At 67.5% G+C, this 25,526-nt stretch carries 26 protein-coding genes; 24 read left to right on the top strand and 2 right to left on the bottom strand.

Annotation, left to right across the window (positions count from 1 at the left end; all coding sequences use genetic code 11):
• Positions 1-261: 261 nt before the first annotated feature.
• Complete coding sequence (locus QMX82_RS20865) at positions 262-2,106, top strand: 3'-5' exonuclease (protein ID WP_282287156.1); 1,845 nt, start codon at positions 262-264, stop codon at positions 2,104-2,106.
• Positions 2,107-2,131: 25 nt separating this feature from the next.
• Positions 2,132-3,721: a TIGR04141 family sporadically distributed protein gene (locus QMX82_RS20860; protein WP_282287154.1), complete on the top strand. Its 1,590-nt coding sequence runs from the start codon at positions 2,132-2,134 to the stop codon at positions 3,719-3,721.
• 32 nt (positions 3,722-3,753) lie between these two features.
• Here the strand turns inward: QMX82_RS20860 and QMX82_RS20855 are convergent, their stop codons facing one another.
• Positions 3,754-4,638: a LysR substrate-binding domain-containing protein gene (locus QMX82_RS20855; RefSeq protein WP_282287152.1), complete on the bottom strand. Its 885-nt coding sequence runs from the start codon at positions 4,636-4,638 to the stop codon at positions 3,754-3,756.
• A gap of 107 nt (positions 4,639-4,745) precedes the next feature.
• Between QMX82_RS20855 and QMX82_RS20850 the strand changes: the two genes are divergently transcribed.
• From QMX82_RS20850 to QMX82_RS20745, 22 genes are all read left to right on the top strand, one after another.
• Entirely contained in the window at positions 4,746-6,023 is a 1,278-nt protein-coding gene (locus QMX82_RS20850; protein WP_442969406.1) for an MFS transporter, read from the top strand.
• Positions 6,024-6,390: 367 nt separating this feature from the next.
• On the top strand, positions 6,391-7,113 hold the full coding sequence (locus tag QMX82_RS20845; RefSeq protein WP_282287150.1) for a beta-ketoacyl synthase chain length factor: 723 nt from the start codon (positions 6,391-6,393) through the stop codon (positions 7,111-7,113).
• Complete coding sequence (locus QMX82_RS20840) at positions 7,110-7,877, top strand: lysophospholipid acyltransferase family protein (RefSeq protein ID WP_282287148.1); 768 nt, start codon at positions 7,110-7,112, stop codon at positions 7,875-7,877. Before QMX82_RS20845 ends, QMX82_RS20840 begins: the two co-directional genes overlap by 4 nt.
• A complete protein-coding gene (locus QMX82_RS20835; RefSeq protein ID WP_017642722.1) occupies positions 7,870-8,130 on the top strand; it encodes a phosphopantetheine-binding protein in 261 nt (86 codons plus the stop codon). Before QMX82_RS20840 ends, QMX82_RS20835 begins: the two co-directional genes overlap by 8 nt.
• 10 nt (positions 8,131-8,140) lie before the next feature.
• Complete coding sequence (locus tag QMX82_RS20830; protein WP_278438662.1) at positions 8,141-8,395, top strand: acyl carrier protein; 255 nt, start codon at positions 8,141-8,143, stop codon at positions 8,393-8,395.
• A gap of 10 nt (positions 8,396-8,405) precedes the next feature.
• Positions 8,406-8,978 (top strand): hypothetical protein, encoded by a 573-nt coding sequence (locus tag QMX82_RS20825; RefSeq protein ID WP_208694001.1) that lies wholly within the window; start codon positions 8,406-8,408, stop codon positions 8,976-8,978.
• Positions 8,975-10,621, top strand: coding sequence for an AMP-binding protein (locus QMX82_RS20820; protein WP_282287138.1), 1,647 nt, complete (start codon positions 8,975-8,977; stop codon positions 10,619-10,621). Before QMX82_RS20825 ends, QMX82_RS20820 begins: the two co-directional genes overlap by 4 nt.
• Complete coding sequence (locus QMX82_RS20815; protein WP_282287136.1) at positions 10,618-11,355, top strand: glycosyltransferase family 2 protein; 738 nt, start codon at positions 10,618-10,620, stop codon at positions 11,353-11,355. Before QMX82_RS20820 ends, QMX82_RS20815 begins: the two co-directional genes overlap by 4 nt.
• Before the next feature lie 44 nt (positions 11,356-11,399).
• Positions 11,400-12,272 (top strand): LpxL/LpxP family acyltransferase, encoded by an 873-nt coding sequence (locus QMX82_RS20810; RefSeq protein ID WP_273809040.1) that lies wholly within the window; start codon positions 11,400-11,402, stop codon positions 12,270-12,272.
• Positions 12,262-13,788, top strand: a complete 1,527-nt coding sequence (locus QMX82_RS20805; RefSeq protein ID WP_282287134.1) for an HAL/PAL/TAL family ammonia-lyase — start codon at positions 12,262-12,264, stop codon at positions 13,786-13,788. The genes QMX82_RS20810 and QMX82_RS20805 overlap by 11 nt, the downstream gene beginning before the upstream one ends.
• Positions 13,781-14,215: an acyl-CoA thioesterase gene (locus tag QMX82_RS20800; protein ID WP_282287132.1), complete on the top strand. Its 435-nt coding sequence runs from the start codon at positions 13,781-13,783 to the stop codon at positions 14,213-14,215. The genes QMX82_RS20805 and QMX82_RS20800 overlap by 8 nt, the downstream gene beginning before the upstream one ends.
• On the top strand, positions 14,203-14,787 hold the full coding sequence (locus QMX82_RS20795) for an outer membrane lipoprotein carrier protein LolA (RefSeq protein ID WP_282287128.1): 585 nt from the start codon (positions 14,203-14,205) through the stop codon (positions 14,785-14,787). Before QMX82_RS20800 ends, QMX82_RS20795 begins: the two co-directional genes overlap by 13 nt.
• Positions 14,784-17,108 carry an MMPL family transporter gene (locus tag QMX82_RS20790; protein ID WP_282287126.1) on the top strand — a complete coding sequence of 775 codons (2,325 nt, stop codon included), beginning with the start codon at positions 14,784-14,786 and terminating at the stop codon, positions 17,106-17,108. The genes QMX82_RS20795 and QMX82_RS20790 overlap by 4 nt, the downstream gene beginning before the upstream one ends.
• On the top strand, positions 17,101-18,348 hold the full coding sequence (locus QMX82_RS20785) for an NAD(P)/FAD-dependent oxidoreductase (RefSeq protein ID WP_282287124.1): 1,248 nt from the start codon (positions 17,101-17,103) through the stop codon (positions 18,346-18,348). Before QMX82_RS20790 ends, QMX82_RS20785 begins: the two co-directional genes overlap by 8 nt.
• Positions 18,345-18,845, top strand: coding sequence for a hypothetical protein (locus QMX82_RS20780; protein WP_282287122.1), 501 nt, complete (start codon positions 18,345-18,347; stop codon positions 18,843-18,845). Before QMX82_RS20785 ends, QMX82_RS20780 begins: the two co-directional genes overlap by 4 nt.
• The gene (locus QMX82_RS20775; protein WP_282287120.1) at positions 18,842-20,026 is read left to right on the top strand and encodes a beta-ketoacyl-[acyl-carrier-protein] synthase family protein; all 1,185 of its coding nucleotides are present in this window, start codon (positions 18,842-18,844) and stop codon (positions 20,024-20,026) included. The genes QMX82_RS20780 and QMX82_RS20775 overlap by 4 nt, the downstream gene beginning before the upstream one ends.
• A complete protein-coding gene (locus QMX82_RS20770) occupies positions 20,023-20,472 on the top strand; it encodes a hotdog family protein (RefSeq protein WP_282287118.1) in 450 nt (149 codons plus the stop codon). Before QMX82_RS20775 ends, QMX82_RS20770 begins: the two co-directional genes overlap by 4 nt.
• Positions 20,469-21,206, top strand: a complete 738-nt coding sequence (fabG, locus tag QMX82_RS20765) for a 3-oxoacyl-ACP reductase FabG (RefSeq protein WP_282287116.1) — start codon at positions 20,469-20,471, stop codon at positions 21,204-21,206. The genes QMX82_RS20770 and fabG overlap by 4 nt, the downstream gene beginning before the upstream one ends.
• The gene (locus tag QMX82_RS20760; RefSeq protein WP_208693988.1) at positions 21,206-22,438 is read left to right on the top strand and encodes a beta-ketoacyl-ACP synthase; all 1,233 of its coding nucleotides are present in this window, start codon (positions 21,206-21,208) and stop codon (positions 22,436-22,438) included. The genes fabG and QMX82_RS20760 overlap by 1 nt, the downstream gene beginning before the upstream one ends.
• Positions 22,439-22,461: 23 nt before the next feature.
• On the top strand, positions 22,462-22,860 hold the full coding sequence (locus QMX82_RS20755) for a hypothetical protein (protein WP_208693987.1): 399 nt from the start codon (positions 22,462-22,464) through the stop codon (positions 22,858-22,860).
• 101 nt (positions 22,861-22,961) lie between these two features.
• On the top strand, positions 22,962-23,411 hold the full coding sequence (locus QMX82_RS20750; RefSeq protein WP_208693986.1) for an excinuclease: 450 nt from the start codon (positions 22,962-22,964) through the stop codon (positions 23,409-23,411).
• Positions 23,412-23,470: 59 nt separating this feature from the next.
• The gene (locus QMX82_RS20745; protein ID WP_133862244.1) at positions 23,471-23,707 is read left to right on the top strand and encodes a hypothetical protein; all 237 of its coding nucleotides are present in this window, start codon (positions 23,471-23,473) and stop codon (positions 23,705-23,707) included.
• A 749-nt stretch (positions 23,708-24,456) separates the two neighbouring features.
• Here QMX82_RS20745 and ilvA read toward each other — a convergent pair.
• Positions 24,457-25,526, bottom strand: a 1,070-nt coding sequence (ilvA, locus tag QMX82_RS20740; RefSeq protein WP_282287109.1) for a threonine ammonia-lyase, biosynthetic, incomplete at its 5' end; no start/stop codon positions are given.

Raw genomic sequence — 25,526 nt, 5'->3', positions numbered from 1 at the left:
CCCCACCCAAACGCCCCCTCTCCCCCAGGGAGAGGGCCGGGGTGAGGGCAAACCAAACCCCGAAGTACCACTATCCCCCCCAAAACAGCCCAATACCGGCCACCTGCCAGCCACCATCGGTCGGCCAACTCGGCCAATCGCCCGGCAACACCCGTCTCGTGCTTTACCCGCCGCACCTGCCTGACTAACGTATGACGAAAGGATTTTTGTGCGACAGGTCTCGCTTTGCCGCGCCCTGCCGCCTCTCGGAATGGATGACCGATGGCCCGCTTTTTCCCCGCTCGCAGCCAATGCCAGTTCGATACCCCCGGTGAACGCCGCTTCGCCGAACGCCTGGAAAAACTGCTCGAAGACGACTACCTCTGCTGGAGCAACGTCCCGGTCGGCCCCAAGGCGCGCTACCCGGATTTCGTCGTACTGCATCCGCGTCGCGGCATCCTGGTGCTGGAGGTCAAGGACTGGAAGCTGGCCACCCTGGAATCCGTCACCCCGGGCAAGGTGCGGCTGCATACCCAGGACGGCCTCAAGACCGTCGCCAATCCCCTGCTGCAAGCCCGCTCCTACATCCTCGAAGTCGACCTGCTGCTGAAAAAGGACCCGTTGCTGCGCCAGAGCGCCGGCTCGCCCCATCCGGGCCAGCTGATCATGCCCTGGGGCTGGGGCGTGGTGCTCACCGGCATCACCCGTCGCCAGTTCGAGCAGACCGATCTCGCCGACGTCCTCGATCCCCAGCGCGTGCTCTTCCAGGACGAGATAACCGAGTCCGCCGACCCGGAAGCCTTCCAGCAACGCCTCTGGGACATGTTCCCCCACGTCTTCCCCTGCGCCCTCACCCTGCCGCAGATCGACCGGGTGCGCTATCACCTCTACCCCGAGGTGCGGGTCAACAGCCAGCCCGGCCAATTCGGCCTGTTCGACGCCACCGAGGCGCCGCTGCCCAGCCTGATCAAGGTCATGGACCTGCAACAGGAACAGCTGGCCCGCTCCCTGGGCGACGGCCACCGCGTCATCCACGGCGCCGCCGGCAGTGGCAAGACCATGATCCTCGGCTATCGCTGCGCCCACCTGGCCAAGGTCTCGGTCAAACCCATCCTGGTGCTCTGCTACAACAAGTCCCTGGCCGGGCGGCTACGCCAGGTGATCGAGCAGAAGGGCCTCGGCGAACGGGTGGTGGTGCAGAATTTCCACGCCTGGTGCGCCGAGATGCTCACCGCCTACCAGGTGGACAAGCCGGACCATCGCCTGCCGGTAGCGGCCAAGATGGAGCAGTACGTGCTGCGCACCATCGAGGGCGTCGACCGTGGCCAGATCCCCCGCGGCCAGTACAGCGCCGTGCTGATCGACGAAGGCCACGACTTCGCCCCCGAGTGGTTCACGCTGGTGGTGCAGATGGTCGACCCCAGCACCCAGTCCCTGCTGGTGCTCTATGACGACGCCCAGGCCATCTACCGCGGCAAGGGCGGCAGGAAGGCGCTGGACTTCAGTTTCGCCAGCGTCGGCATCCAGGCTCAGGGCCGCACCACCATCCTCAAGCTCAACTACCGCAACACGGTGGAAATCCTCGCTGTCGCCCGCGCCTTCGCCACCGAGCTGCTGACCAGCCGCGACGCCAGTGAAGACGGCGTCCCCCTGATCGCCCCGGAAAGCGCCGGCCGCCGCGGCCCCTTCCCCGAACTCATCCAGTGCGGCAGCGACCGCGAGGAATGGGACCTGCTCATCACCCGCATCCGCAACGAGCAGGCGGGTGGCCGCCAGCTCAGCGACATGGCCATTCTCTATCGCAGCACCAGCCAGGCCTACCAGGCCGAATACGAACTCAAGAAGGTCGCCATCCCCTACCGCTGCGGCGCGAGCAACAAGGGCCGCGCCCAACTCTACGACGCCGAAGACAGCGTGAAGATCGTCAGCATGCACTCCAGCAAGGGGCTGGAGTTTGGTTTGGTATTGATTCCCGGACTAGGCGAAATGCCCAAGCAGGGCGAGCCGGAGGCGGATGAGGCGCGGTTGTTGTATGTGGCGATGACGCGGGCGATTGATCGGTTGGTGATGACATACAAGCATGAGTCAGAATTCACGAGAAAGATAAAGATTAGTCTAGAAAAATAACAGCTGCATTATTCAGGGACGAAAAATGAGCAAACCCATTGAAACCATAAACACCAGCATTTACTTACTAAAAAGTCACAAACCCAAAGAAGCCCAATCCAAAATAGAGAGCTTTTGCGATGAAATCCACCCATTAATCGAAAACATTCCAGACAGCTTCTTTTTCCTACTCCCATTCACATCAGACATACCCAAATGGCTTGCAGCAGCCCACACTTTAGTTCCAACAGAAGAAAAACCTAATGCTACAAGCCAGTCCCCTAGCGCTATAATTTGGATAAACCATAGAGGAAAAACTTTCGCATTAACCTTTGGCCATGCCCATTCCAGACTTAAAGAAGAGTGGATAGAACCCGATTTTGGAAAGATTATAGCCCTATCGACAATACCCCAAAACCAGGTCCAAGAGGTCAAAGCCGAACAGGTATTTGCAAAACGACATATCGCAAGTGAAAGAGCACCTCAGGCCTCATCTGCGAAAGAATTTGGCTTTGAGTCGGACCGTGACCTTGTATCTGCAGTAGAGGGCACTCCAGAAGCCAGATATCAAAATACTCTAGGCGAAAAGATTCGAGGAGGCACCGCCCTAAAAATTGAAATTCAGATACACAGAATACTTGAAACGATTGACCTTCTAATAGAAAGACACGAATCAAACGAACATCTAGATAGATGGCCACAGGCAAACAATCTAAGCCCAGTAAAAGACACTGATAAAGTTTTAATCTTGGATGGTATTTTAAATTCCATCCTATGCTCTACGGACGCCAACCTTAAAATCACCTTAGCAGCACCTAACGAAAAAAATGGGGAAAAGCCTTATCCCCACCACTTTGTCATTGGCAGAATTAGTTCAACCCCAGCTACATCACCCTACCTGTCGCTTTCAAGCTGCAAGCAATACCTTGATAGCAAGAAGCTCCCTATGAATCTTGAAAATTCATACGGCACCACAATAAACATGCTTGATGAAAATCGAGAACGGATAGGTAGTTGCTCCATGTACTCTTGCATTGGAGCCGAAGTTTCTGAAGATGGGAAAACATACATAATCTCATCAGGTCACTGGTACCTAGCCAATCATCAATTTATAGAGCAAACGCACAAAACCCTTCAAACTCTCAGCCCACCACCATATCTGTTAGGTACCTGGGACAAGAAAAGCCACGAGGGCGAGTATAATGAAACAGCCTGCCTTTCAGACTCATCCCTCTGGCTCTTTGACAAAGAACTAGTAAACTTTGGAGGAGGGACATCACGCTTTGAGTTTTGCGATATTATGCACTGGCCAACTCGAACTCTATACTTCGTAAAACACCCTGCAGGCTCCGCAGGAGTAAGCCACCTTTGCGAACAAACGAGACGCACTGCAGAGATATTTTTTAGCGCAGACGATAGCTATCGAAAGAAACTAGCTGAGCGCATACAAAAAATGGGCAAAAGCTGGGATACAAGTTGGATTTTGAGCCAACCTAAAAGACATGAGTGGAATCTCTGCTTAGCACTTATGGGAAAAGATCACATGGCACTTCCATTCTTCGCAAAATGCGGAATTGCAAGATTATTGAGAGAACTAGAAAAAGGTGGTTATAACGTCTGCTTTCAAGAAGTCTAAAGTCACCCATTAAATCAAGAAACTGAATATTATTACTGTCTCATCAACAACCCCACAAACGCCTCCGCCTGCGGCGACACCTCATCCCGGCGCCTGAGCAACCACACCGCCGAGGTCGCCTCGGGATCGTCCAGCTCCCGATAGACCAGCCCTTCCATCTGGGTGCGTTGATAGGTGGCGGGCAGCACGGTGACGCCAAGGCCGGCGGCGACCAGGCCGAGGATGATGAGGACTTCGCTGGCCTCCTGGACGATGCGCGGGGTGAAGCCGGCGCGGGCGGCGAGGGTGTGCAGCTGTTGGTAGAGACCGGTGCCGAAGCTGCGCGGGAAATAGACGAAGGGCTCCTCGGCGAGTGCGGCCAGGGGCAGCGGCGCGGTGCCCTGCTGGGCCAGCGGATGGTCGTGTCTCAGGGCGACCACCAGGGGTTCGCGGAAGAGTTCGACCGCCACCAGAGCATCGGGCAATTCGATGGGGCGGATCAGGCCGATCTGCAGGTTGCCGGCGAGCATGGCGTCGATCTGTTCACGGCTGCTCATCTCCTGCAGTTGCAGGCGCACCTCGGGATAGGCGCGGCGATAGGCGAACAGCGTCTTGGGGATGGTGGCGACGAAGGGCGAAGAGGCGCTGAAGCCCACCTGCAACTGCCCCGTCTCGCCACGGCCGGCGCGGCGGACCCGTTCGGCGGCGCGCTCGCTGGCCAGGAGGATCTGCCGGGCTTCGTCGAGAAACAGCCGGCCGGCTTCGGTGAGGGCGACGCGTCGGTTGGTGCGCTCCAGCAGACGCGTGCCCAGTTCGGTCTCCAGGGCCTGGATCTGCTGACTGAGCGGCGGCTGGGAGAGATTCAGGCGCTGGGCGGCGCGACCGAAGTGCAGCTCTTCGGCCACCGCCACGAAGTACCTCAGGTGGCGCAATTCCATGTCGTCTCCATTGAGTCGTAAAACCTATCAATCGAGACGGACAATATATTGGATATATGACAGCGACCAGCCTAGGGTGATGAGATCAGACCTGCCCTGAGGTACCCGTGAACACGTCCCGGTCGTCCGCCACGCCCCCTGCCCCGCCGCTGGAAACCCGCCCTGCCGCCAATGAGCCGCAGCACGCACCGGACGCCTTCATCGAAAAGGGGACGCCGCAATTCCTGCGCACCGCCCTGGCGCTGTTCTGCGGCGGCTTCGCCACCTTCGCCCTGCTCTATTGCGTGCAGCCGCTGATGCCGATCTTTTCCCAGGCCTTCGGCCTCACCGCCGCGGCCAGCAGTCTGTCGCTGTCCCTGGCCACCGGCCTGATGGCCTGCGGCCTGCTGGTGACCGGGCCGATCTCCGATGCCATCGGGCGCAAGTCGGTGATGGTCTATGCGCTGTTCGCCGCGGGTGGCTTCACCCTGCTCAGCGCCCTGATGCCCACCTGGGACGGCATCCTGGTGACCCGCGCCCTGGTGGGATTGTCGCTGGCCGGGGTGGCCGCAGTGGCCATGACCTACCTGGCCGAAGAGGTGCATCCCGAACACCTGGGCTATGCCATGGGCCTCTATATCAGCGGCAACGCCCTGGGCGGGATGTCCGGCCGGGTAATCAGCGGGGTGCTGGTGGATTTCGTCTCCTGGCGCATCGCCCTCGGCGCCCTGGGGGTGCTGGCGCTGGTGGCGGCGCTGCTGTTCAAGCGCAGCCTGCCGGCCTCGAAGCGCTTTCAGCCGCGGCCGCTGCGGCCGCGCAGCCTGCTCGCCGGCTATGCCCTGCACTTTCGCGATGCCGGGCTGCCCTGGCTGTTCCTGGAAGCCTTCCTGCTGATGGGCGCCTTCGTCACCCTGTTCAACTACATCGCCTATCGCCTGCTGGCCGAGCCCTATCATCTGAGCCAGGCCTGGATCGGCGTGCTGTCGCTGGTCTATCTGGCGGGGATCTACAGCTCGGCCAAGTTCGGCAGCCTGGCCGATCGTTTCGGCCGCCGGCAGGTATTCGCTGGCGCCATCGTGCTCAAGCTGTGCGGTCTGCTGCTGACCCTGTTCACCCCGCTGTGGCTGGTGCTGCCGGGCATGCTGCTGTTCACCTTCGGCTTCTTCGGTGCCCACTCCGTGGCCAGCAGCTGGGTGGGTCGCCGGGCGCGCCAGGCGCGTGGCCAGGCGTCGTCGCTCTATCTGTTCAGCTACTACGCCGGCTCCAGCGTGGCGGGCACCCTGGGCGGTGTCTGCTGGCACCTGGGGGGCTGGACCGGCGTCGGCCTGTTCATCGGCGCCCTGTTGCTGGTCGCCCTGGCGGTGGCCGTGCGGCTGTCGAAACTGCAGCCGCTGCCGACGGCCTGACGACCTGCCTGGATCGCTGCAGTTGCGGCGGACGGCCTCTGGAGCGGCCTCTGCAGCCCTGATCGCGATAACCTTCAGTCACAGCGACGCCCTTACCTTCATCCCCCCTCCACAAATCGAGGCTTTCACTGCCGCTCGTCGCACGGAGCGGCGTTTCGTGCCCTGAAAAGGGGCTCTCTACCTCCCGCCACGCTAGCCTGTCCCTGGCTTGGCGGCGCGACTGTCACCCCTTCGCAAAGTTCAGACAAATGTTTGCCTAGGGTGGGAGCCGCTTGGATAATGCGCGCCGAACGCTGCAATACCCTGCTCATCAGGGATAGATGAAACGGCAAGCACGCAAGGCTCCGGGGTAGATTCGGCTGTGAACATGCACTTCCAGATTAGCGATTGGCGCGCCTGGGCACCTGGTCTTGGCGACCAGGACGCCTGGCGGCAGTGGTGCGCCGCGCCCTGGCGTCCGGCGGACGACGGCAGCCAACCCGATGCCAGCTTCCTGCCGGCCATGCAGCGCCGCCGCCTGAGCCGGCTGGCGCGCATGACCTTCCAGGTCGCCTGGCCGCTGGCCGACGCCCATAGCGCCCCGCTGCCGCTGATCTTCGCCTCGCGCCACGGCGAGACCCCGCGCACCCTGGCCATCCTCCAGGAACTGGCCCGCGGCGAGCCGCTCTCGCCGACCCAGTTCAGCCTTTCGGTACACAACGCCATCATCGGCCAGTGGTCGATCCTGCGTGGCGATCACAGCGAGATGAATGCCCTGGCCACCGGTCGCGACGGTCTCGAACACGCCGTGCTGGAGGCCTGCACCCTGCTCGCCGAAGGCGCCAGCGGGGTGCTGGTGGTGATCGCCGAAGAGGCGCCGCCGACGCTCTATGCACCGCAGATCGACGATGTCCCCTTTCCCTATGCCGTGGGCCTGCTGCTCACCCCTGGCAGCGGCCATGGCCTGAGCGGCGCACCGGCCCCGGCGGATGCCGCGACCAGCGTCTGGCCCCATGCCCTGGAATTGCTGCGCCTGCTGGAAGCGCCTGGCGCCCTGCACCTCGCCTATGCCGGGCGCGCCTGGCACTGGCAGGCGGAGGCCTGCGGATGAGCGGCCGCCTGGACTACGGCTATCGACTGCTGGCCACGGGACTCAACTTCGTGGTGTTCGGCTGCGGCGCCCTGGTCTTTCGCCTGCTGATCCTGCCGCTCCTGCTGGTGCTGCCGGGCGATCCCCTGCGCCGCCGCCAGCGTGCGCGGCGGGCCAATGCCCGGCTGTTCCGCTTCTTCGTCGCCTTCATGGTGCTGACCCGGGTGATGAACCTGCGCATCCAGGGCCGCGAGCGGCTGGGGCGTCCGGGCCAGCTGATCATCGCCAACCACCCCTCGCTGATCGACGTGGTGGTGCTCATCGGCCTGGTGCCCGACGCCAATTGCGTGGTCAAGCGGGGCCTCTGGCAGAACCCCTATCTCAAGCGGCAGATCCAGGCCGCCGGCTATATCAGCAACAACGGCAGCGCCGAGATGCTCGACGAAGCCGCCGACGCCCTGCGCGAAGGCCAGACGCTGATCATCTTTCCCGAGGGTACCCGCACCACCCCCGGCGAGCCGCCGCGCTTCCATCGTGGCGCCGCGGCCATCGCCCTGCGCGGCGCCCGCTGCATCACCCCAGTCATTATCCGCGTGGTGCCCAGCACCCTGACCAAGGCCACACCCTGGTATCGCATTCCCGCGCGGCGCTTCGACTTCCAGCTGGAAGTGGGCGCCGACATCGACCCCACCACCTTCGCCGGGCGGCCGTTGCCGCTGGCGTCGCGTGAACTCAACGACCAGCTGCACCAGCTCTACCTGAAGGAAACCGGCAACCATGACTGATCTCAACCTTGAGCTCAAAAGCCTGATCATCGAGGCGCTCGGCCTCGAGGACGTCACCGTCGACGACATCGGCGACGACCAGATCCTGTTCGGCGACGGCCTGGGCCTGGATTCGGTGGACGCCCTGGAACTGGGCCTGGCGATCCAGAAGCGCTACGGCATCCGCATCGACGCCGAAGCCAAGGACACCCGCACCCATTTCGCCAACGTCAACGCCCTTGCGGCCTTCGTCGCCGCCCAGCGCGCCGCCTGAGGAGATTGCCATGCAAAGCCGTGAAGCCATCTTCGAGACCCTGCGCAGCGCCCTGGTCGAACTCTTCGAACTGGAGCCCGAGCGGGTGACCCTGGACGCCAACCTCTACGAGGACCTGGAGATCGACAGCATCGACGCCGTCGACCTGATCGACCACCTGCGCCGCCAGACCGGGCACAAGATCGCCGCCGAGCAATTCCGCCAGGTGCGTACCGTGGGTGACGTGGTCGAGGCCGTCCATCGCATCAGCCAGGCGGACGCCTGATCCGCCGCCTATGAGTGCCCTGCCTTCCCGCTCCCCCCTGGGCCTGGTCGCCAGTGCCCTGCTGCTCCTGCTCGGCCTGGCCTATCCCTTCGCCGTCTACTTTGGCCTGCAGCACCTTTCGCCGCGCCTGTTCGCCGCCGGCCTCGGTGCCCTCTGGGGCCTGCGCCTGCTGCAACCCGGCCTCAACGGCCTGCAGCGCGGCACCGCCCTGGTCGCCCTGGGCTTCTGCCTGCTGCTGGCCCTGAGCGACGCCGCCGTGCTGCTGCGCTGGTATCCGGTGCTGCTCAGTCTCTTCCTGCTGGCGGTGTTCGGCCTGAGCCTGCTGCGCGGCCAGCCGCTGATCGAGCGCCTGGCGCGGCTGCGCGAACCCGAGCTGCCACCCCGTGCGGTGCGCTACACCCGCCGGGTGACCCAGGTCTGGTGCCTGTTCTTTCTGTTCAATGCGCTCACCGCCGCTGCCCTGGCGCTCTGGGCGCCGCTGGCCTGGTGGACGCTCTATACCGGCGTCATCGCCTATGGCCTGATGGGTCTGCTATTCGCCGGTGAATGGCTGGTCCGCCAGCGCGTGCGGAGGCTGCCATGACGTTCACCCCTCTCGCCGACCTGCTGGGCATCGCGAGCCCGCTGGATGCGGCCCTCAAGCAGCGCGCCCTGAGCCTGGCGGCGGCCTTCCAGACCGCTGGCCTCAAGCGCCTGGCGCTGCATCTGGACGATGCCGAGGACCTGGCCTGCGCCCTGCTCGGTGCCTGGCGCGCCGGCATCGAGGTGATCCTGCCGGCCGACGCCCAACCCGCCACCCGTGCGCGCCTGGCGCCGACGCTCGATGCCTGGCTCGACGATCTTGCCGGCTGGATAGCCGCCGAGCCCCTGGCGCCCGCCGCGCTCGACCTCCAGGCACCGCTGCTGACCCTGAGCACCTCGGGCTCCAGTGGCGCGCCCAAACTGATCGCCAAGCAGCTGTTCCAGCTGGCCAACGAGGTCGCTGCTCTGGAGCGGCTGTGGGGTGGCCCTCTTGGCGACGCGACCCTCCTTGGCAGCGTTTCCACCCAGCACATCTATGGCCTGCTGTTTCGCGTGCTCTGGCCGCTTTGCGCCGGTCGCCCCTTCGCCCGCCAGGCGCTGCCCTTCACCGAGGAGCTGCAGCGGGAGACCGCCGCCCTGCTGCGCGCGGGCCGCCGCGTGGTGTGGATCAGCAGCCCGGCGCTGCTCAAGCGCCTGGGCGAGAACCTCGACGACGCCGTCCTCGCCCAGGTGGTACGGGTGTTTTCCTCCGGCGGCGTGCTGCCGGAAGCGGCGGCCACGGCCTGCCAGAACCGTTTCGGCCAGTACCCCACCGAGGTCTATGGCAGCTCCGAGACCGGCGGCATCGCCTGGCGCCAGGGCCCACAGCCCTGGCAGGCCTTCGCCGACCTGGAGCTGGGCCAGGACGCTGACGGCGCGCTCTGGCTGACCTCGCCCTATCTGCCCCAGGGCGTGCGCGAGCAGACCATGGACGGCGTCCGCCTGCTGGATGAAGGCCGCTTCGAACTGCTCGGGCGCCTGGATCGCATCGTTAAGCTGGAAGAGAAGCGCATCGCCTTGCCGGCACTGGAAGCGCGCCTGCTCGACCATCCCGCCGTCGCCGACGTCCGCCTGGGCGTGGTGCAACAGGGCCGCGCCCTGCTCGGCGCTCTGGTCGCCCTGAGCGAAAGCGGCCTGCACCAGCTGCGCAATGGCGGTCGCCGTGCCCTGGTGGCCGAGCTGCGCGAACACCTGGTCGGCCACTGCGAGGCCATCGCCCTGCCGCGCCGCTGGCGCCTGCTGCTGGCGCTGCCCTACAGCGCCCAGGGCAAGCTGGCCCAGGCCGAGGTGGAGCGCCTGCTGGCCCAGCCACGGCCAGTGGAGATCGAACCGCTCGGCGTCGAGCAGACCGCGGACGGCTGGCGCCTGGAGCTGGAAGTCGCCCCGGACCTGGCGTTCTTTTCCGGCCACTTCCCCACGGCGCCGGTGGTGCCCGGGGTGGTGCAGGTCGGCTGGGCCCAGCGCCTGGCCCGCCAGCACCTGGATCTGCCCGCGGACTTCGCCGGGATGGAGGTGCTGAAATTCCAGCAGCTGCTGCGCCCCGGCGATCGGGTGACCCTGACCTTCCACTTCGACGCCACCCGCAGCAAGCTGCACTTCGCCTTTCGCCAGGGCACCGCGGCCTGCTCTTCCGGGCGCATCCTGCTCGAGGAGGCGCAGCCATGAGCTTTCGGGCCTGCGCGGTGATCCCGGTGTTCGACCATGAGCACGCCCTGCCGCTGGTGGTCCAGGCGCTGCGCCAGCGCGCCCTGCCCTGCGTGCTGGTGGACGATGCCTCCAGCCCCGCCTGCGCCCAGGTGATGGACGAGCTGGCGACCCAGCCCGATGTCCATCTGCTGCGCCTGCCGGTCAACCAGGGCAAGGGCGGCGCGGTGATGGCCGGACTCGCCGAGGCGCAGCGGCTGGGCTTCACTCATGCCCTGCAGGTGGATGCCGACGGCCAGCACGACCTGGCCGACGTGGCCGCCTTTCTCGCCGAGGCCCAGGCTTATCCAGACGCGCTGATCTGCGGCTATCCGCAATTCGACGACTCGGTGCCCAGGGGCCGGCTCTATGCCCGCTACCTCACCCATGTCTGGGTGTGGATCAACAGCCTGTCGCTGGCGATCCGCGACAGCATGTGCGGCTTTCGCGTCTATCCGCTGGCGCCGACCCTGGCGGTGATCCGCGCCGGCGGCCTGGGCAAGCGCATGGACTTCGACCCGGAGATCCTGGTGCGCCTGGCCTGGCGCGCGCAGCCCATGCGCTGGCGACCGACCCGGGTGCATTATCCGCTGGATGGCCGTTCGCACTTTCGTCTCTGGCAGGACAACGTGCTGATCTCGCGCATGCACACCCGGCTGTTCTTCGGCATGCTGCTGCGCGCGCCGCGCCTGCTCTGGCGTCGGGTGCGCGCGTGAGCGGCCACTGGGCGCAGCAGCGCGAGCGTGGCAGTCCCGTACTGATGCGCCTCACCGCCTGGCTGGCACGGCACCTGGGCCGCCGCGCCATCGCTCCGCTGCTGCGGCTGATCGTGCTGTACTTCTTCCTGTTCGGCGCCCGCGCCCGCCGTGGCATCCGCGAATACCAGCAGCGCCTGGCCCACTGGAGCAAGCGTCCCGACCTGCAGCCCAGCTGGCGCAGCGGCTATGCCCAGTTCATGGCCTTCGCCGAAGCCCTGCTGGACAAGCTCGACGCCTGGAACGGCCGCCTCGGCCTGGATCAGGTGCAGTTGCACGATCCGGATCAGGTGCACAGCCGCATGCACGCGCCGCGTGGCGAGATCCTGGTCACCGCCCACCTGGGCAACCTCGAAGTCTGTCGCGCCCTGGCCCAGCTGGGGCGGCGGGTGCGCCTCAATGTGCTGGTGCACACCCGCCATGCCGAGGCCTTCAATCGCCTGCTGGAAGAGGCTGGCGCCAGCGATCTGCGGCTGATCCAGGTCAGCGAGCTGGACCCGGCGGTGATGCTGCAGCTCAGCGAGCGCCTGGAACGCGGCGAATGGCTGGCCATCGCCGGTGACCGGGTGCCGCTGCACGGCGGCCGGACCGTCGAGGTGGATTTCCTCGGCGCCCCGGCGCCCTTCCCCCAGGGCCCCTGGCTGCTGGCGCACCTGCTGCGCTGCCCGACCAACCTGCTGTTCTGCCTGCGCGAAGCCGACGGCTACCACCTCTACCTGGAAGACTTCGCCCCGGCCCCGGCCTGGCGTCGCCAGGAGCGCGCCGCCGGCATCCAGGGCCTGGCCCAGGCCTATGCCGAGCGCCTTGCCGCCCATTGCCTCAAGGCGCCGCGGCAGTGGTTCAACTTCTACCCCTTCTGGAGTCGCGATGAACGCTAGTGTTCGCTTTGGTAGCCAGGCCCTCGCCATCGAAGACCTGGTCGCCCTGGCCGAGGGCCGCGCCCAGGCCGAATTGCAGGACGACGCCGCCTTTCGCGACGGCATCGCCCGCGGCGCCCGCTTCGTCGAGTCGCTGCTGGCCCGCGAGGGCTCGGTCTACGGCATCACCACCGGCTATGGCGATTCCTGCGTGGTCGCCGTGCCCCTGGCCCAGGTCGAGGCGCTGCCGCGCCAGCTCTATACCTTCCATGGTTGCGGCCTGGGCCGCCATCTGGATGCGGCGGCGACCCGCGCGGTACTGGCCGCGCGGCTGCAGTCGCTGTGCCAGGGCGTCTCCGGGGTGCGCGTCGAGTTGCTCGAACGCCTCACCGCCTTCCTGCGCGAAGACCTCCTGCCGCTGATCCCGGCAGAGGGCTCGGTGGGCGCCAGTGGCGATCTCACCCCGCTGTCCTATGTCGCTGCCGCCCTCTGCGGCGAGCGCCAGGTGCTCTGGCGCAATGAGATACGGGAAGCGGCGGACGTCCATGCCGAACTGGGCTGGACACCGCTGGTGCTCAGACCCAAGGAAGCCCTGGCGCTGATGAACGGCACCGCGGTGATGACCGGCCTGGCCTGCCTGGCCTTCTCCCGCGCCGAGTACCTGCTGCGCCTGGCAACCCGCATCACCGCGCTCAATGTGGTGGCCCTGGCCGGCAACCCCGAGCACTTCGACCAGCGCCTGTTCGCCGCCAAGCCCCATCCGGGCCAGGGCCAGGTGGCCGCCTGGCTGCGCGCGGATCTGGCCGCAGAGGGTCCGGCCGCGCCCCTGCACCGCCTGCAGGACAGATATTCGCTGCGCTGCGCGCCCCATGTGCTGGGGGTGCTGGCCGACAGCCTGCCCTGGCTGCGCCAGTTCATCGAGACCGAACTCAACAGCGCCAACGACAATCCGCTGATCGACGCCGAAGACGAGCGGGTGCTGCACGGTGGCCACTTCTATGGCGGCCATATCGCCTGCGCTATGGACAGCCTCAAGACCCTGGTGGCCAACGTCGCCGACCTGCTCGATCGCCAGCTCGCCCTCTTGGTGGATGCGCGCTACAACCACGGCCTGCCGGGCAATCTCTCCGGCGCGGCGGCCGCGCGGGCCATGCTCAACCACGGGTTCAAGGCGGTGCAGATCGGCGCCAGCGCCTGGACCGCCGAGGCGCTTAAGGGCACCCTGCCGGCCAGCGTCTTCTCCCGTTCCACCGAATGCCACAACCAGGACAAGGTCAGCATGGGCACCATCGCCGCCCGCGACGCCCTGCGCGTGCTGGAGCTCACCGAGCAGGTGGCCGCCGCCACCCTGCTGGCCGCCCAGCAGGGCGTCTGGCTCAGGTGCGAGCAGGGCGGGCAACCGCCCGCGCCCCTGGCCGCCATGCACCGCGCGCTGGGCGAGACCTTCCCGCCGCTGATCGAAGACCGTGCTCTGGAAGCCGAATTGCGCCAGACCCTGACCCTGATCCGCGCCCGCCACTGGAGGCTCTATGCGTAAGACCGGTGCCCTGCAGGTCGAGGTGGAGATGCAGATCCCCTTCTTCGACGTCGACATGATGGAAATCGCCTGGCACGGCCATTATGTGAAGTACCTGGAGGTGGCGCGCTGCGCGCTGCTCGACCGCCTTGACCATAACTACCTGCAGATGCGCGACTCCGGCTATGGCTGGCCGGTGATCGACCTGCAGATCCGCTACATCCGCCCCCTGCTGTTTCAGCAGCGCGTGCGGGTAAGGGCCGATCTGGTGGAGTGGGAGAACCGCCTCAAGCTCAACTACCTGATCACTGACGCGGCCACCGGCGAGCGCCTGACCCGCGCCAGCACCGTGCAGGTCGCCGTGGACCTGGCCAGCCGCGAGATGCAGCTGGCCTCGCCCAGGGTCTTCATCGACGCCGTGGAGAGGGCCCTGACATGCGCGCGCTGACCGCTCTGCTATTCATCCTGGCCGCGCCCCTGGCCCAGGCCTTCGATCTCGACGACCTGGCCGTCCAGTTGGCGCGTTCCGCGGCGATCGAGGGCAGCTTCGTCCAGCAGCGCTATCTGCGCGCCCTGCCGCAGCCGCTGACCAGCAGCGGTCACTTCACCCTAGCCCGCGGCCTGGGCCTGCTCTGGCGGCTGGAAAAGCCCCTGGCGCAGACCTATCGCATCACCCCCGGGGCCATCGCCAAGCAGACGCCGACGGGCTGGACGCCCTTGCCCGGCAGCGACCTGGCCGCGCGCCAGAGCGCGCTGTTCCTGGCCGTGCTCGGCGGTGATCGCAGCGGCCTGGAGCGCGACTTCGAACTGGCCCTGACGGGCGACGCCAATCACTGGCAGCTGCGCCTGACGCCGCGCGGCGCCCTGCTCAAGCAGGTGTTCGACGGCATCCTCATCCAGGGCGGCGCCCTGGTCGAACAGGTGGAAATCCGCGAGACCCAGGGCGACCGCAGCCTGCTCAAACTGGACGGCCAGCCTGGCGACACCCTGAGCGCCGAGCAGCGCGCGGTCTTCCAGTGACCCGGCTGCAGCGCCCCTTCCTGCTGTTCCTGCTCGCCCTGCTGGCGCTCAGCGCCTGGCAGTGGCGCCACGGACCTCCGGTGGCGGCCGACTTGCTGGCGCTGCTGCCCCAGGGCGCCGGTGATGCCCTCACCCTGCAGGCCGAGGCGCGCATGGCCGAGCCGCTCAATCGCGAGGTGCTGCTGCTGGTGGGTCACCCCCAGCGTGAGCGGGTAGCCACCTTGGTCGAGCGCCTGGGTCAGGCCTGGTCGCGAGAGCCGCTGTTCGAGAAGGTGCAGTGGCAACTCACGCCGGACCTGCCCGGCCTGCGCCAGCAACTCCTGGCCAGCCGCCTGGCGCTGGCACCGGGGCCGGCGCGCGACGAGTTGCTCAAGACGCCCGACAGCTATCTGCAGGCCCGCGCTGCGGCGCTCTTCGATCCCTTCGCCGGCGCCGGCGCCCTGCCCCTGGAGCAGGACTGGTTCGGCCTCGGCCTGCTGCTGCAGCGCCAGCTCACCCCGGCCAGCAAGGTGCAATTCGACGCTGGCAGCGGCTTGCTGCTGACCCAGGGCGATGGCCTGACCTGGGCCCTGATCCACGCCCGTACCCGCGCCGATGCCTTCGACTTCGATGCCCCGCCCCGGGTGGAAGCCCTGATCGAGGCCGCCCGCCGTGAGGTGGTCGCGGATGGCGGTCAGCTACTCGCCGCCAGCGGCCTGAGATACGCCGCCGCCGGCCAGGCCACCGCCAGTCGCGAGATGTCGCTGATCGGCGGCCTGGCCACCCTTGGTACCCTGGCCCTGCTGCTGGGGCTGTTCCGCCGCTGGCGGGTGCTGCTCAGCCTGCTGGCGGTGGGCGTGGCGCTCCTGGCCGGCAGCGCCGCCTGCGTGCTGCTGTTCGGCCAGATCAACGCCCTCACCCTGATCCTCGGCGCCAGCCTGACCGGGGTGGCCGCCGACTATCCGCTGCACTACCTCAGCAAGAGCTGGAAGGGCGGCCCCTGGGACGCCACGGCCATCCTGCGCGAGACGCTGCCGGGATTGTCCCTGAGCCTGGCGACCAATCTGCTGGGCTACCTGGCGCTGGCCTGCACGCCCTTTCCGGCGCTGACCCAGGTGGCGGCGTTTTCCGCCGCCGGCCTGATCGGCGCCTACCTCACCACCGTCTGCCTCTTGCCGGCCTGGTGGCAGCGTCTGGACCTGGCACCGCCCGCCGCGCCGCTGCGGCTGATGCAGCGCCTGCTCGACCTGCGGCTGCGCCTGCTGGCGCGCACCGGCAGCCTGCCGCTGCTCCTGGCGCTGCTGGCCTTTTGCGGCGCGGGCGTCTTGCAACTGCACCTGCAGAACGACCTGCGCCTCTGGCTTGGCCAGGACCCGGCCCTGACCCGCGAAGCCCAGGCCATCGCCCGTCTTACCGGGCTGCAACCCACCAGCCAGTTCTTCCTGGTGCGCGGGGCGGATGCCGATGAGGTGCTGCGCCGCCAGGCCGCCCTCGGTCAGCGCCTGGATAGCCTGGTCAGTCAGGGCCAGCTGCAGGGCTACCGCGCCCTTAGCGGCCTGGTTGTGCCTGCCGCGGCCCAGGCCGAATTGCGCCAGGCCCTGGCCGGTTGGGGCGAGCGCCTGCAACCCCTGCTGGCGGTAGGCATACCGGCCGAGGCGCTGGACGCCGAACTCAAGCAATTGCAGCAGTTACCCGACCTGAGTCTCGACCAGGCCCTGGCCGGCCCGCTGGGCGAGCCCTGGCGACCGCTCTGGCTGGGCCGCGCGGCCGATGGCGGCGCGGCCGGCCTGGTCAGCCTGCAAGGGCTGGGCAACGCCCAGGTGCTGCAGACGGTGGCCGCGGGCCTGCCCGGCGTGCAGCTGGTGGATCGCCTCGGCGAATTGCGCGGGTTGTTCGTCCATACCCAGCGCCTGGCGGTGGAACTCAAGCTGCTGGCCTCGGGCGCCATCTTCCTCCTGCTGCTCTGGGCCTTCGGTCGCCGCGCGGCGCTGCGTATCGTCTGCCTGCCACTGCTGGCGGCCCTCGCGGCCCTGGCCTGCCTGGGCTGGCTGAGCCAGCCGCTGACCCTGTTCAGCCTCTTCGCCCTGCTGCTGATCACCGCCATCGGCGTGGACTACGCCATCCTCATGCACGAGGCCATCGGCGGTGCGGCGGTCAGTCTGCTCGGCGGCCTGCTGTCCGGCGTCGGCAGCTGGCTGTCGTTCGGTCTGCTGATGCTCAGCAGTACCCCGGCCATCGCCAACTTCGGCCTGGCCATCAGCCTGGGCCTGGTGTTCAGCTTCCTGCTGGCGCCCTGGGCTTCGCCCCCCGTCTCCCACGAAAAGGACCTTCGTCATGGTTGAACATCACCCCCTGGTCGTCATCGGTGCCGGCCCGGCCGGCGCCGTGGTCGCCGCCCTGCTCAAGCGTCGCGGCCATCCGGTGCTGGTGCTGGAAGCCCAGCACTTTCCGCGCTTTTCCATCGGCGAGAGCCTGCTCTCCCACAGCCTGGACTTCGTCGAGGAAGCCGGGATGCTGCCGGCGGTCGAGGCCGCCGGTTTCCAGACCAAGGTCGGCGCCGCCTTCGCCTGGGGCGAGCGCTACACCGACTTCGACTTTCGCGACACTTATAGCGGTGGCCGCAGCACCTTCCAGGTCCAGCGCGGCCCCTTCGACAAGATCCTTGCCGATGACGCCGCGCGCCAGGGCGTGGCGATCCGCTACGGCCAGCGCGTCACCGCCGTGACCCTGGGCGAAGGCGGTGAAAGGACCCGGATCGAGGTGCTGGGCGACGACGGCCAGGCCTATGCGCTGACCACCGACTTCCTGCTCGACGCCAGCGGCTACGGGCGGGTGCTGCCGCGTCTGCTGGACCTGGAAGCCCCTTCGGACTTCCCGGTGCGTCGCGCCCTCTTCACCCATGTCGAGGATCGCATCGACGATCCCGGCTTCGACCGCGAACGCATCCTCATCACCACCCATCCGACCCTGCGCGACGTCTGGTTCTGGACCATCCCCTTCAGCGACGGCCGCACCTCGCTCGGGGTGGTGGCCGCCGCCGAGCGCTATGCCGGACGCGCCCCCGATCTCGCCACCTGTCTGCGCGACTGGGTGGCCGAGACCCCGAGCCTGGCCCGGGTGCTGCACAATGCGGTCTGGGATACCCCGGTGCGCGAGCTGGGCGGCTATGCGGCCAACGTCAAGCGCCTGCACGGCCCCGGCTTCGCCCTGCTGGGCAACGCCGCCGAATTCCTCGATCCGGTGTTTTCATCGGGCGTCACCATCGCCCTGCGCTCGGCCAGCCTGGCTGCGCCCCTGGTGGATCGCCAGCTGCGTGGCGAGGTGGTGGACTGGGAGGGCGAATTCGCCCGACCGCTCAAGGCGGGCGTCGATACGTTCCGTGCCTATGTGGAGGGCTGGTACGATGGCAGCTTCCAGGACGTCATCTATTTCGAGAACGCCGACCCCGAGATCCGCCGCATGATCTGCGCCATTCTCGCCGGCTACGCCTGGGACCTTCGCAACCCCTTCGTCAAGGAGCCCAAGCGGCGCCTGCGCCTGCTCGTCGAGCTCTGCCAGCTGAATTCGGCCCATCCTGCATGACCCTGCCCCGACCGTTCGTCTTCGCGCTGGCCTGCCTGCTGCTGCTCGCCGCCTGCGCCAGCCAGCCGCCGCTGCCCAGCAGTCCGCCGCCGCTGGCGCGCGCCCTCGTCTACCAGGTGGAGCGCCAGACCGCCGAGGGCAATGACGCCCTGCTGCTGGCCATCCAGCCGGAAGGCCAGGCCCTGCGCTTTTCGCTGTTCGATCCCCTGGGCGTGCCCCAGGCGCGCCAGCGGCTGCTCGACGGCGCCTGGCACGCCGACGGCCTCTTGCCGCCCAATCCCCGGGCGCGCACCTTCTTCAGCGTGCTGCTGTTCGCCCTGACCCCGACCGACCAGTTGCCGCGGGCCTATGCCGCGGGCGACTGGCACAGGGACGCCGACGGCAGTCGCCGCCTCAAGGACTGGCAGGTGCGCTATCCCGCTGCCGAGCGCCTCGAGCTGGAGGCGCCGGACGGATCGCGCTATCGCCTGACCCTGCTGCCGGAGTCCGCACCTTGAGTGCCTACCTGAATGCCCTGGGACTGCTCTGCGCCCTGGGCGAGGGCAAGGCCGAGGTGGCGCGCGGTCTGTTCGCCGGCGACACGGCGGGCATGCAGCCCACCCCGGGCTGGATCCCCGAGCGTCAGCCACCGGTGGGTACCGTCAGCGCCCCGCTGCCGGCCTGGCCAGCGGCCTGGACGCCCTATTTCAGTCGCAACAACCAGCTCCTGCTGGCGGCCCTGACCGAGATCGAGCCCCAGGTGCGCCAGGCCATAGAGCGCCATGGCCGCGCCCGCATCGGCGTGGTGCTGGGCACCAGCACCTCGGGCATTCACGAGGCCAGCCAGGGCATCGCCGTGCACCAGCGCAGCGGTCAGCTGCCCGAAGGCTATCAGTACGCCCAGCAGGAACTGGTGGCGCCGGCGGATTTCCTCGCCCGTTACCTGGGCCTGAGCGGCCCCTGCTACGGCCTGTCCACCGCCTGCACCAGCAGCGCCCGCGCCCTGCTCAGCGCCCGTCGGCTGCTGGTCCAGGGCCATTGCGATGCCGTGCTCTGCGGCGGTGTCGACAGCCTCTGCGGCCTGACCCTGAACGGCTTCGCCGCCCTCGAAGCGGTCAGCGAGTCGCTGTGCAATCCCTTCTCGGTCAATCGTTGCGGCATCAACATCGGCGAGGGCGCGGCGCTGTTCCTGCTGACCCGCGAACCCGGCCCCATCGCCCTGCTCGGCGGCGGCGCCAGTTCCGATGCCCACCATATCTCCGCCCCCGATCCCAGCGGTCGCGGCGCCGTCCAGGCCATGCAGGCGGCGCTGCGCGCCAGCGGTCTGCAGCCGGGCGACATCGGCTATCTCAACCTGCACGGCACCGCCACGCCACACAACGACGCCATGGAAAGCCACGCCACCCATGAGGTATTCCCGGCCGGGGTGCCCTGCTCCTCGACCAAGCCGCTGACCGGCCATACCCTCGGCGCCGCCGGCGCCCTGGAAGCCGCCTTCGCCTGGCTGACCCTGGACCCGCAGCTCAACCCGGCCGGCCAGCTGTCACCGCAGCGCTGGGACAGCCAGGCCGATCCGGCTCTGCCACGCCTGGCGCTGGCCCACGCCGACAGTCGCCTGGACGGTCGTCGCCATGCCATGAGCAACAGCTTCGCCTTTGGCGGCAGCAACGTCAGCCTCATCCTCGGAGCCACGCCATGATCCCCTGGCCTCTTGCCGAGCTGGTGCCCCACGCCGGCGACATGCTGCTGATCGAGGAGATCCTCGCCTGTGACGACCAGGGCATCGAGACCCGCCTGGTGGTGCGCCCCGGCCTCTTCACCGACGCCGACGGCGCCCTGCCGGCCTGGATCGGCGTGGAGCTGATGGCCCAGAGCGTGGCCGCCTTCGCCGGCTGCCAGGCGCGCCGTCGCGGCGAGGCCCCGGCGCTGGGTTTCCTGCTCGGCACCCGCCAGTTCGCCTGCGACGTGGCGGCCTTTCCCGCCGGCGGTGAGTTGCGCATCCAGGCCCAGCCGGCACTGCAGAACGACGATGGCATGGCCATCTTCGACTGCCATCTGCAGGGTCCTGGCTGCCAGGCCAGCGCTCGCCTGAACGTCTATCGTCCGCCCCGGGCGGATCTGTATCTAGAGGAGCCCGCGCCATGAGCGTCGCCCCCGCCCCGGTCCTGGTGACCGGTTCCAGCCGCGGCCTGGGCCGCGCCATCGCCCTGCGCCTGGCCGCCGCCGGGCACGACCTGGTGCTGCACTGCCGCAGCCGTCGCGAGGACGCCGAGGCCGTCCGTGTCGAGGTGGAGGCCCTGGGCCGCACGGCCCGGGTGCTGCAATTCGACGTCGGCGACCGCGCCGCCTGCGCGGCCATCCTCGAGGCCGATACCGAAGCCCACGGCGGCTACTATGGTGTGGTCTGCAACGCCGGCCTGACCCGCGACGGCGCCTTTCCGGCGCTGACCGGGGAAGACTGGGACGTGGTCCTGCGCACCAATCTCGACGGCTTCTACAATGTCCTGCACCCGGTGGTCATGCCGATGATCCGCCGCCGCGCGCCGGGGCGTATCGTCTGCATCACCTCGGTCTCCGGGCTGATCGGCAATCGCGGCCAGGTCAACTACAGTGCCTCCAAGGCGGGGCTGATCGGTGCCGCCAAGGCCCTGGCCGTGGAGCTGGCCAAGCGCAGGATCACCGTCAACTGCGTGGCCCCGGGGCTGATCGACACCGAGATCCTCGACGAGCACGTGCCGGTGGACAAGCTCCTCGAAATGATTCCCGCCGGGCGCATGGGCACCCCCGAGGAGGTGGCCCATGCGGTGGCCTTCCTGCTCGCGCCCGAGGCCGGCTACATCACCCGCCAGGTGCTGGCGGTCAACGGAGGGCTGTGCTGATGAGCGCGCGCCGCGTCGTGATCACCGGGATGGCCGGCGTCACCGCCCTGGGCAGTGACTGGCCGACCATCCGCGAGCTCTTCCTGGCCGGCCACAGCGGCATCCGCCGCATGGACGCCTGGGATCGCTACACCGAGATGAACACCCGCCTGGGTGGACCCATCGTCGACTTCCAGGTGCCCAGCCACTGGACGCGCAAGCAGCTGCGCAGCATGGGCCGCGTCTCCCAGCTGGCGGTAGCCGCCGGCGAGCGCGCCCTGGCCGATGCCGGGCTGCTGGATGACCCGCGCATCACCGACGGCCGCATGGGCGTGGCCTGCGGCTCCTCCACCGGCAGCACCGACGACATCAAGGCGCTGGCCAACATGCTGCTCAGCGACGCCGCGGTGGGCCTCAACGCCAACACCTATGTGCGCATGATGCCGCACACGGCCGCCGCCAACCTGAGTCTGTTCTTTGGTCTCAAGGGCCGGCTGATCCCCACCTCCAGCGCCTGCACCAGCGGCAGCCAGGGCATCGGCTACGCCTACGAGGCCATCAAGTTCGGCCGTCTGCCGCTGATGCTGGCGGGCGGCGCCGAAGAACTCTGCCCCAGCGAGGCCATGGTCTTCGACACCCTCTATGCCACCAGCCTGCGCAACGACGCCCCCCACACCTCGCCGCGGCCCTACGACCGCGGACGCGACGGCCTGGTGATCGGCGAAGGCGCCGGCATCCTGGTGCTGGAAGAGCTGGAGCACGCCCTGGCGCGGGGCGCGCACATCCATGCCGAGATCGTCGGCTTCGGCAGCAACGCCGACGGCCAGCACTCGACCCGCCCCGAACAGGCCACCATGCAGCGCGCCATGGAGCTGGCCCTGGAAGACGCCGGGCTGACGCCGGAGGCCATCGGCTACGTCAACGGCCACGGCACCGCCACCGAACAGGGCGACATCGCCGAGACCCGCGCCACCCAGGCGCTGTTCGGCACCCGCATGCCCATCAGCTCACAGAAGAGCTACCTGGGCCATACCCTGGGTGCCTGCGGCGCCCTGGAATCCTGGTTCAGCATCGCCATGATGAACGAGGAGCTGTTCGTGCCCACGCTCAACCTCGACGAACTGGACCCCCAGTGCGGCGAGCTGGACTATCTGCGCGACGGGCCGCGGACCCTGCGCACCGATCACGTGATGAACAACAATTTCGCCTTTGGCGGGGTCAACACCTCGCTGATCTTCCGTCGCTGGTCCTGATGGCCATAGCCCGAGGTACTCCCATGTTGCGTCGCCTGCTGCTCGTCTCCGCGCTGCTGTTCCTGGCGGCCTGCACCCGCGCGCCCCTGGTGACGCCCCAGGAGGTCTTTCCCGCCGACCGTACGGAGAACGCCGCCGATGTCCGTCGCGCCATCGTCGACACCCTCGAACGCCGTGGCTGGAGCGTCGGCCAGGAAAGCCCCGGCCTGGTGGTCGCCAGCATCGTGGTGCGCGATCGCCACCAGGCCTGGGTCGATATCCCCTACAGCACCAAGGGCTACCAGATCCGCTACCGCGACAGCGCCGGCCTCGACTACGACGGTGAGCGCATCCATCGCAACTACAACAAATGGGTCCAGTTGCTCGACGCCGACATCCGCCGGCAACTGCAGCTGCCCGCCCCCGCAACCGACGCGGAGTGACCGTCCGCAGCCTGCGCGATAGCGCAGAACGCCGCTCTTCAGGCTGACGGCGCGGACGTTCTGGGTTAAACAGTCATCCCCACCACCACAAGGAAGTCGCCATGCGTACCCTAGCCTCCACCCTCGCCCTTGCCCTGAGCCTCGCCACCCTGCTGCCCAGCGCCGCCCAGGCCCGCGACACCACCCTGCAACTGCCCTTCGCCGAAGTCGTCCAGGAAGCCCTGGCCGCCAAGCGTCTGGATGGCAGCGTGAAGTTCTATCTGGCCGGTAATCCGGTGCCGGGCAAGGCCACGGTGGTCAACTCCAGCATCACCACCAACCAGAAGACCAACGCCTTCAACAAGACCGACGAGGTCGCCTGCCGCTGGGTGCTGCAATCGGCGCTGATCCGCCTGCAGGACGCGGCCAAGGCCGCCGGTGCCAATGCGGTCACCGACATCACCAGCTACTACAAGAAGAACGAGTGGAGCGATCCCACCCGCTACGAGTGCCACGCCGGCGCCCTCATGGCCGGTGTCGCCCTCAAGGGCAAGCTGGTGATCCTCAAGTAGATCGGAACGGCGGCGCGGCCGGGTGGGTCTTTCTAGAGACCTACCTAGAGGCCGCCGCCATGCCCACGTTTCGCGTCCATTACCGCAAGGACGGCGAGTCCCGTCAGCTCGACCTCGAGCATCCGCAGGCCAGTCTCGCCCCGCACGAAGCCGCCCTGGCCGTGCTGGAACAGCTGCGCGCCGACGCCGAGAACAGCCTGGCCCTGCCGCCCGCCGATGCCCCCGCCGCGGCCATCCTGCGCCAGGCGGAGGTGCATGGACTGACGGATATCCAAGTGGAGCCGCTGGCTTCGTAGGTTGGCGCTGAGCGCAGCGAAGCCCAACGAGCAGGACTCGCGGTGTTTGGCCACCCTCACCCCAGCCCTCTCCCACAGGGAGAGGGGGCGGTTGAACCCCGCAGCCTTTTCCACTGACGGCCACCACCGCCAACGGTGGACAAGGCACCCTACCCGTAGGTTGGCGCTGAGCGCAGCGAAGCCCAACGGGCGGGACTGGCGGTGTCTGGCCACCCTCACCCCAGCCCTCTCCCACAGGAAGAGGGGGCGGTTGAACCCCGTAGCGTGGAAAACGGCGCAGCCTTTTCCACTGACGGGTGCCGCCGCCAACGGTGGACAAGGCACCCTACCCGTAGGTTGGCGCTGAGCGCAGCGAAGCCCAACGGGCGGGACTCGCGGTGTCTGGCCGCCCTCACCCCAGCCCTCTCCCGGAGGGAGAGGGGGCGGTTGAACCCCGTAGCTTGGAAAACGGCGCGGCCTTTTCCACTGACGGGCACCGCGGCCAACGGTGGACAAGGCACCCTACCCGTAGGTTGGCGCTGAGCGCAGCGAAGCCCAACGGGCGGGACTGGCGGTGTCTGGCCACCTTCACCCCAGCCCTCTCCCACAGGGAGAGGGGGCAGTTGAACTCCGTAGCGTGGAAAACGGCGCAGCCTTTTCCACTAACGGGCTCCGGTACCAAGGGTGGATAAGGCTACGCCGTTATCCACCCTACCCGTACGCTCCTGTAGGTTGGCGCTGAACGCAGCGAAGCCCAACACCACCAGATCTCAGCCCAGGAACAACCGGTACGCCGGATTCTCGGTTTCGTCCCAGTAGCGATAGCCGATGGCATCCAGCGTCGCCAGCAGCTCCGGCCGTTCGGCCTGGCTGGCTTCCAGCCCGGCGAACACCCGGCCATCCGCCGCGCCGTGGTTGCGGTAATGGAACATGCTGATGTTCCAGCGTCCGCCCAGCTTTTCGAGGAAGTCGAACAGCGCGCCCGGTCGCTCGGGGAATTCGAAGCGGAACACCTGCTCCTGGCCGACCCGCGCGGCATGGCCACCCACGGTGTGGCGGATATGCAGCTTGGCCAGTTCATTGTCGGTCAGGTCCAGCACCGGGAAACCCTGGTCGCGCAGCCCCTGTAGCAGCGCCTCACGCGGATCACGCTGGGGATGGGTCTGGACGCCAACGAAAATATGGGCCTCTTCGCCGGTGTGGTAGCGGTAGTTGAATTCGGTGATCTGCCGCCGGCCCAGGGCTTCGCAGAAGGCCCGGAAGCTGCCCGGCCGCTCGGGGATGGTCACGGCGATGATGGCTTCGCGCTGCTCACCCAGTTCGGCGCGTTCGGCCACATGGCGCAGGCGGTCGAAGTTGATATTGGCACCCGAGTCGATGGCCACCAGCACCTGGCCGCCGGAGCCCGCGCGCTCGGCGTACTTCTTGATCCCGGCTACCCCCAGGGCGCCCGAGGGCTCGGTGATGGAGCGGGTGTCGTCGTAGATGTCCTTGATCGCCGCACAGATCTCGTCCGAGCTGACGGTGATCACCTCATCGACATAACGCCGGCAGATCTCGAAGGTGTGATGGCCGATCTGGGCCACGGCCACGCCATCGGCGAACAGCCCGACTCGCGGCAAGACCACTCGCTCGCCGGCAGCCAGGGCCTGCTGCAGGCAGTTGGAGTCGTCCGGCTCGACGCCGATGACCCTGATCTCGGGGCGCAGGTATTTCACATAGGCGGCGATGCCGGCGATCAGGCCGCCGCCGCCCACGGGGACGAAGATGGCATCGAGCCGCCCCGGATGCTGGCGCAGGATCTCCATGGCCACGGTGCCCTGGCCGGCGATGACGTCCG

The sequence above is a fragment of the Pseudomonas sp. PS02302 genome (assembly GCF_029959585.1).
In the GTDB taxonomy this organism is placed as follows: domain Bacteria; phylum Pseudomonadota; class Gammaproteobacteria; order Pseudomonadales; family Pseudomonadaceae; genus Chryseomonas; species Chryseomonas aestiva.
This window is presented reverse-complemented; position numbering and strand designations above follow the sequence as displayed.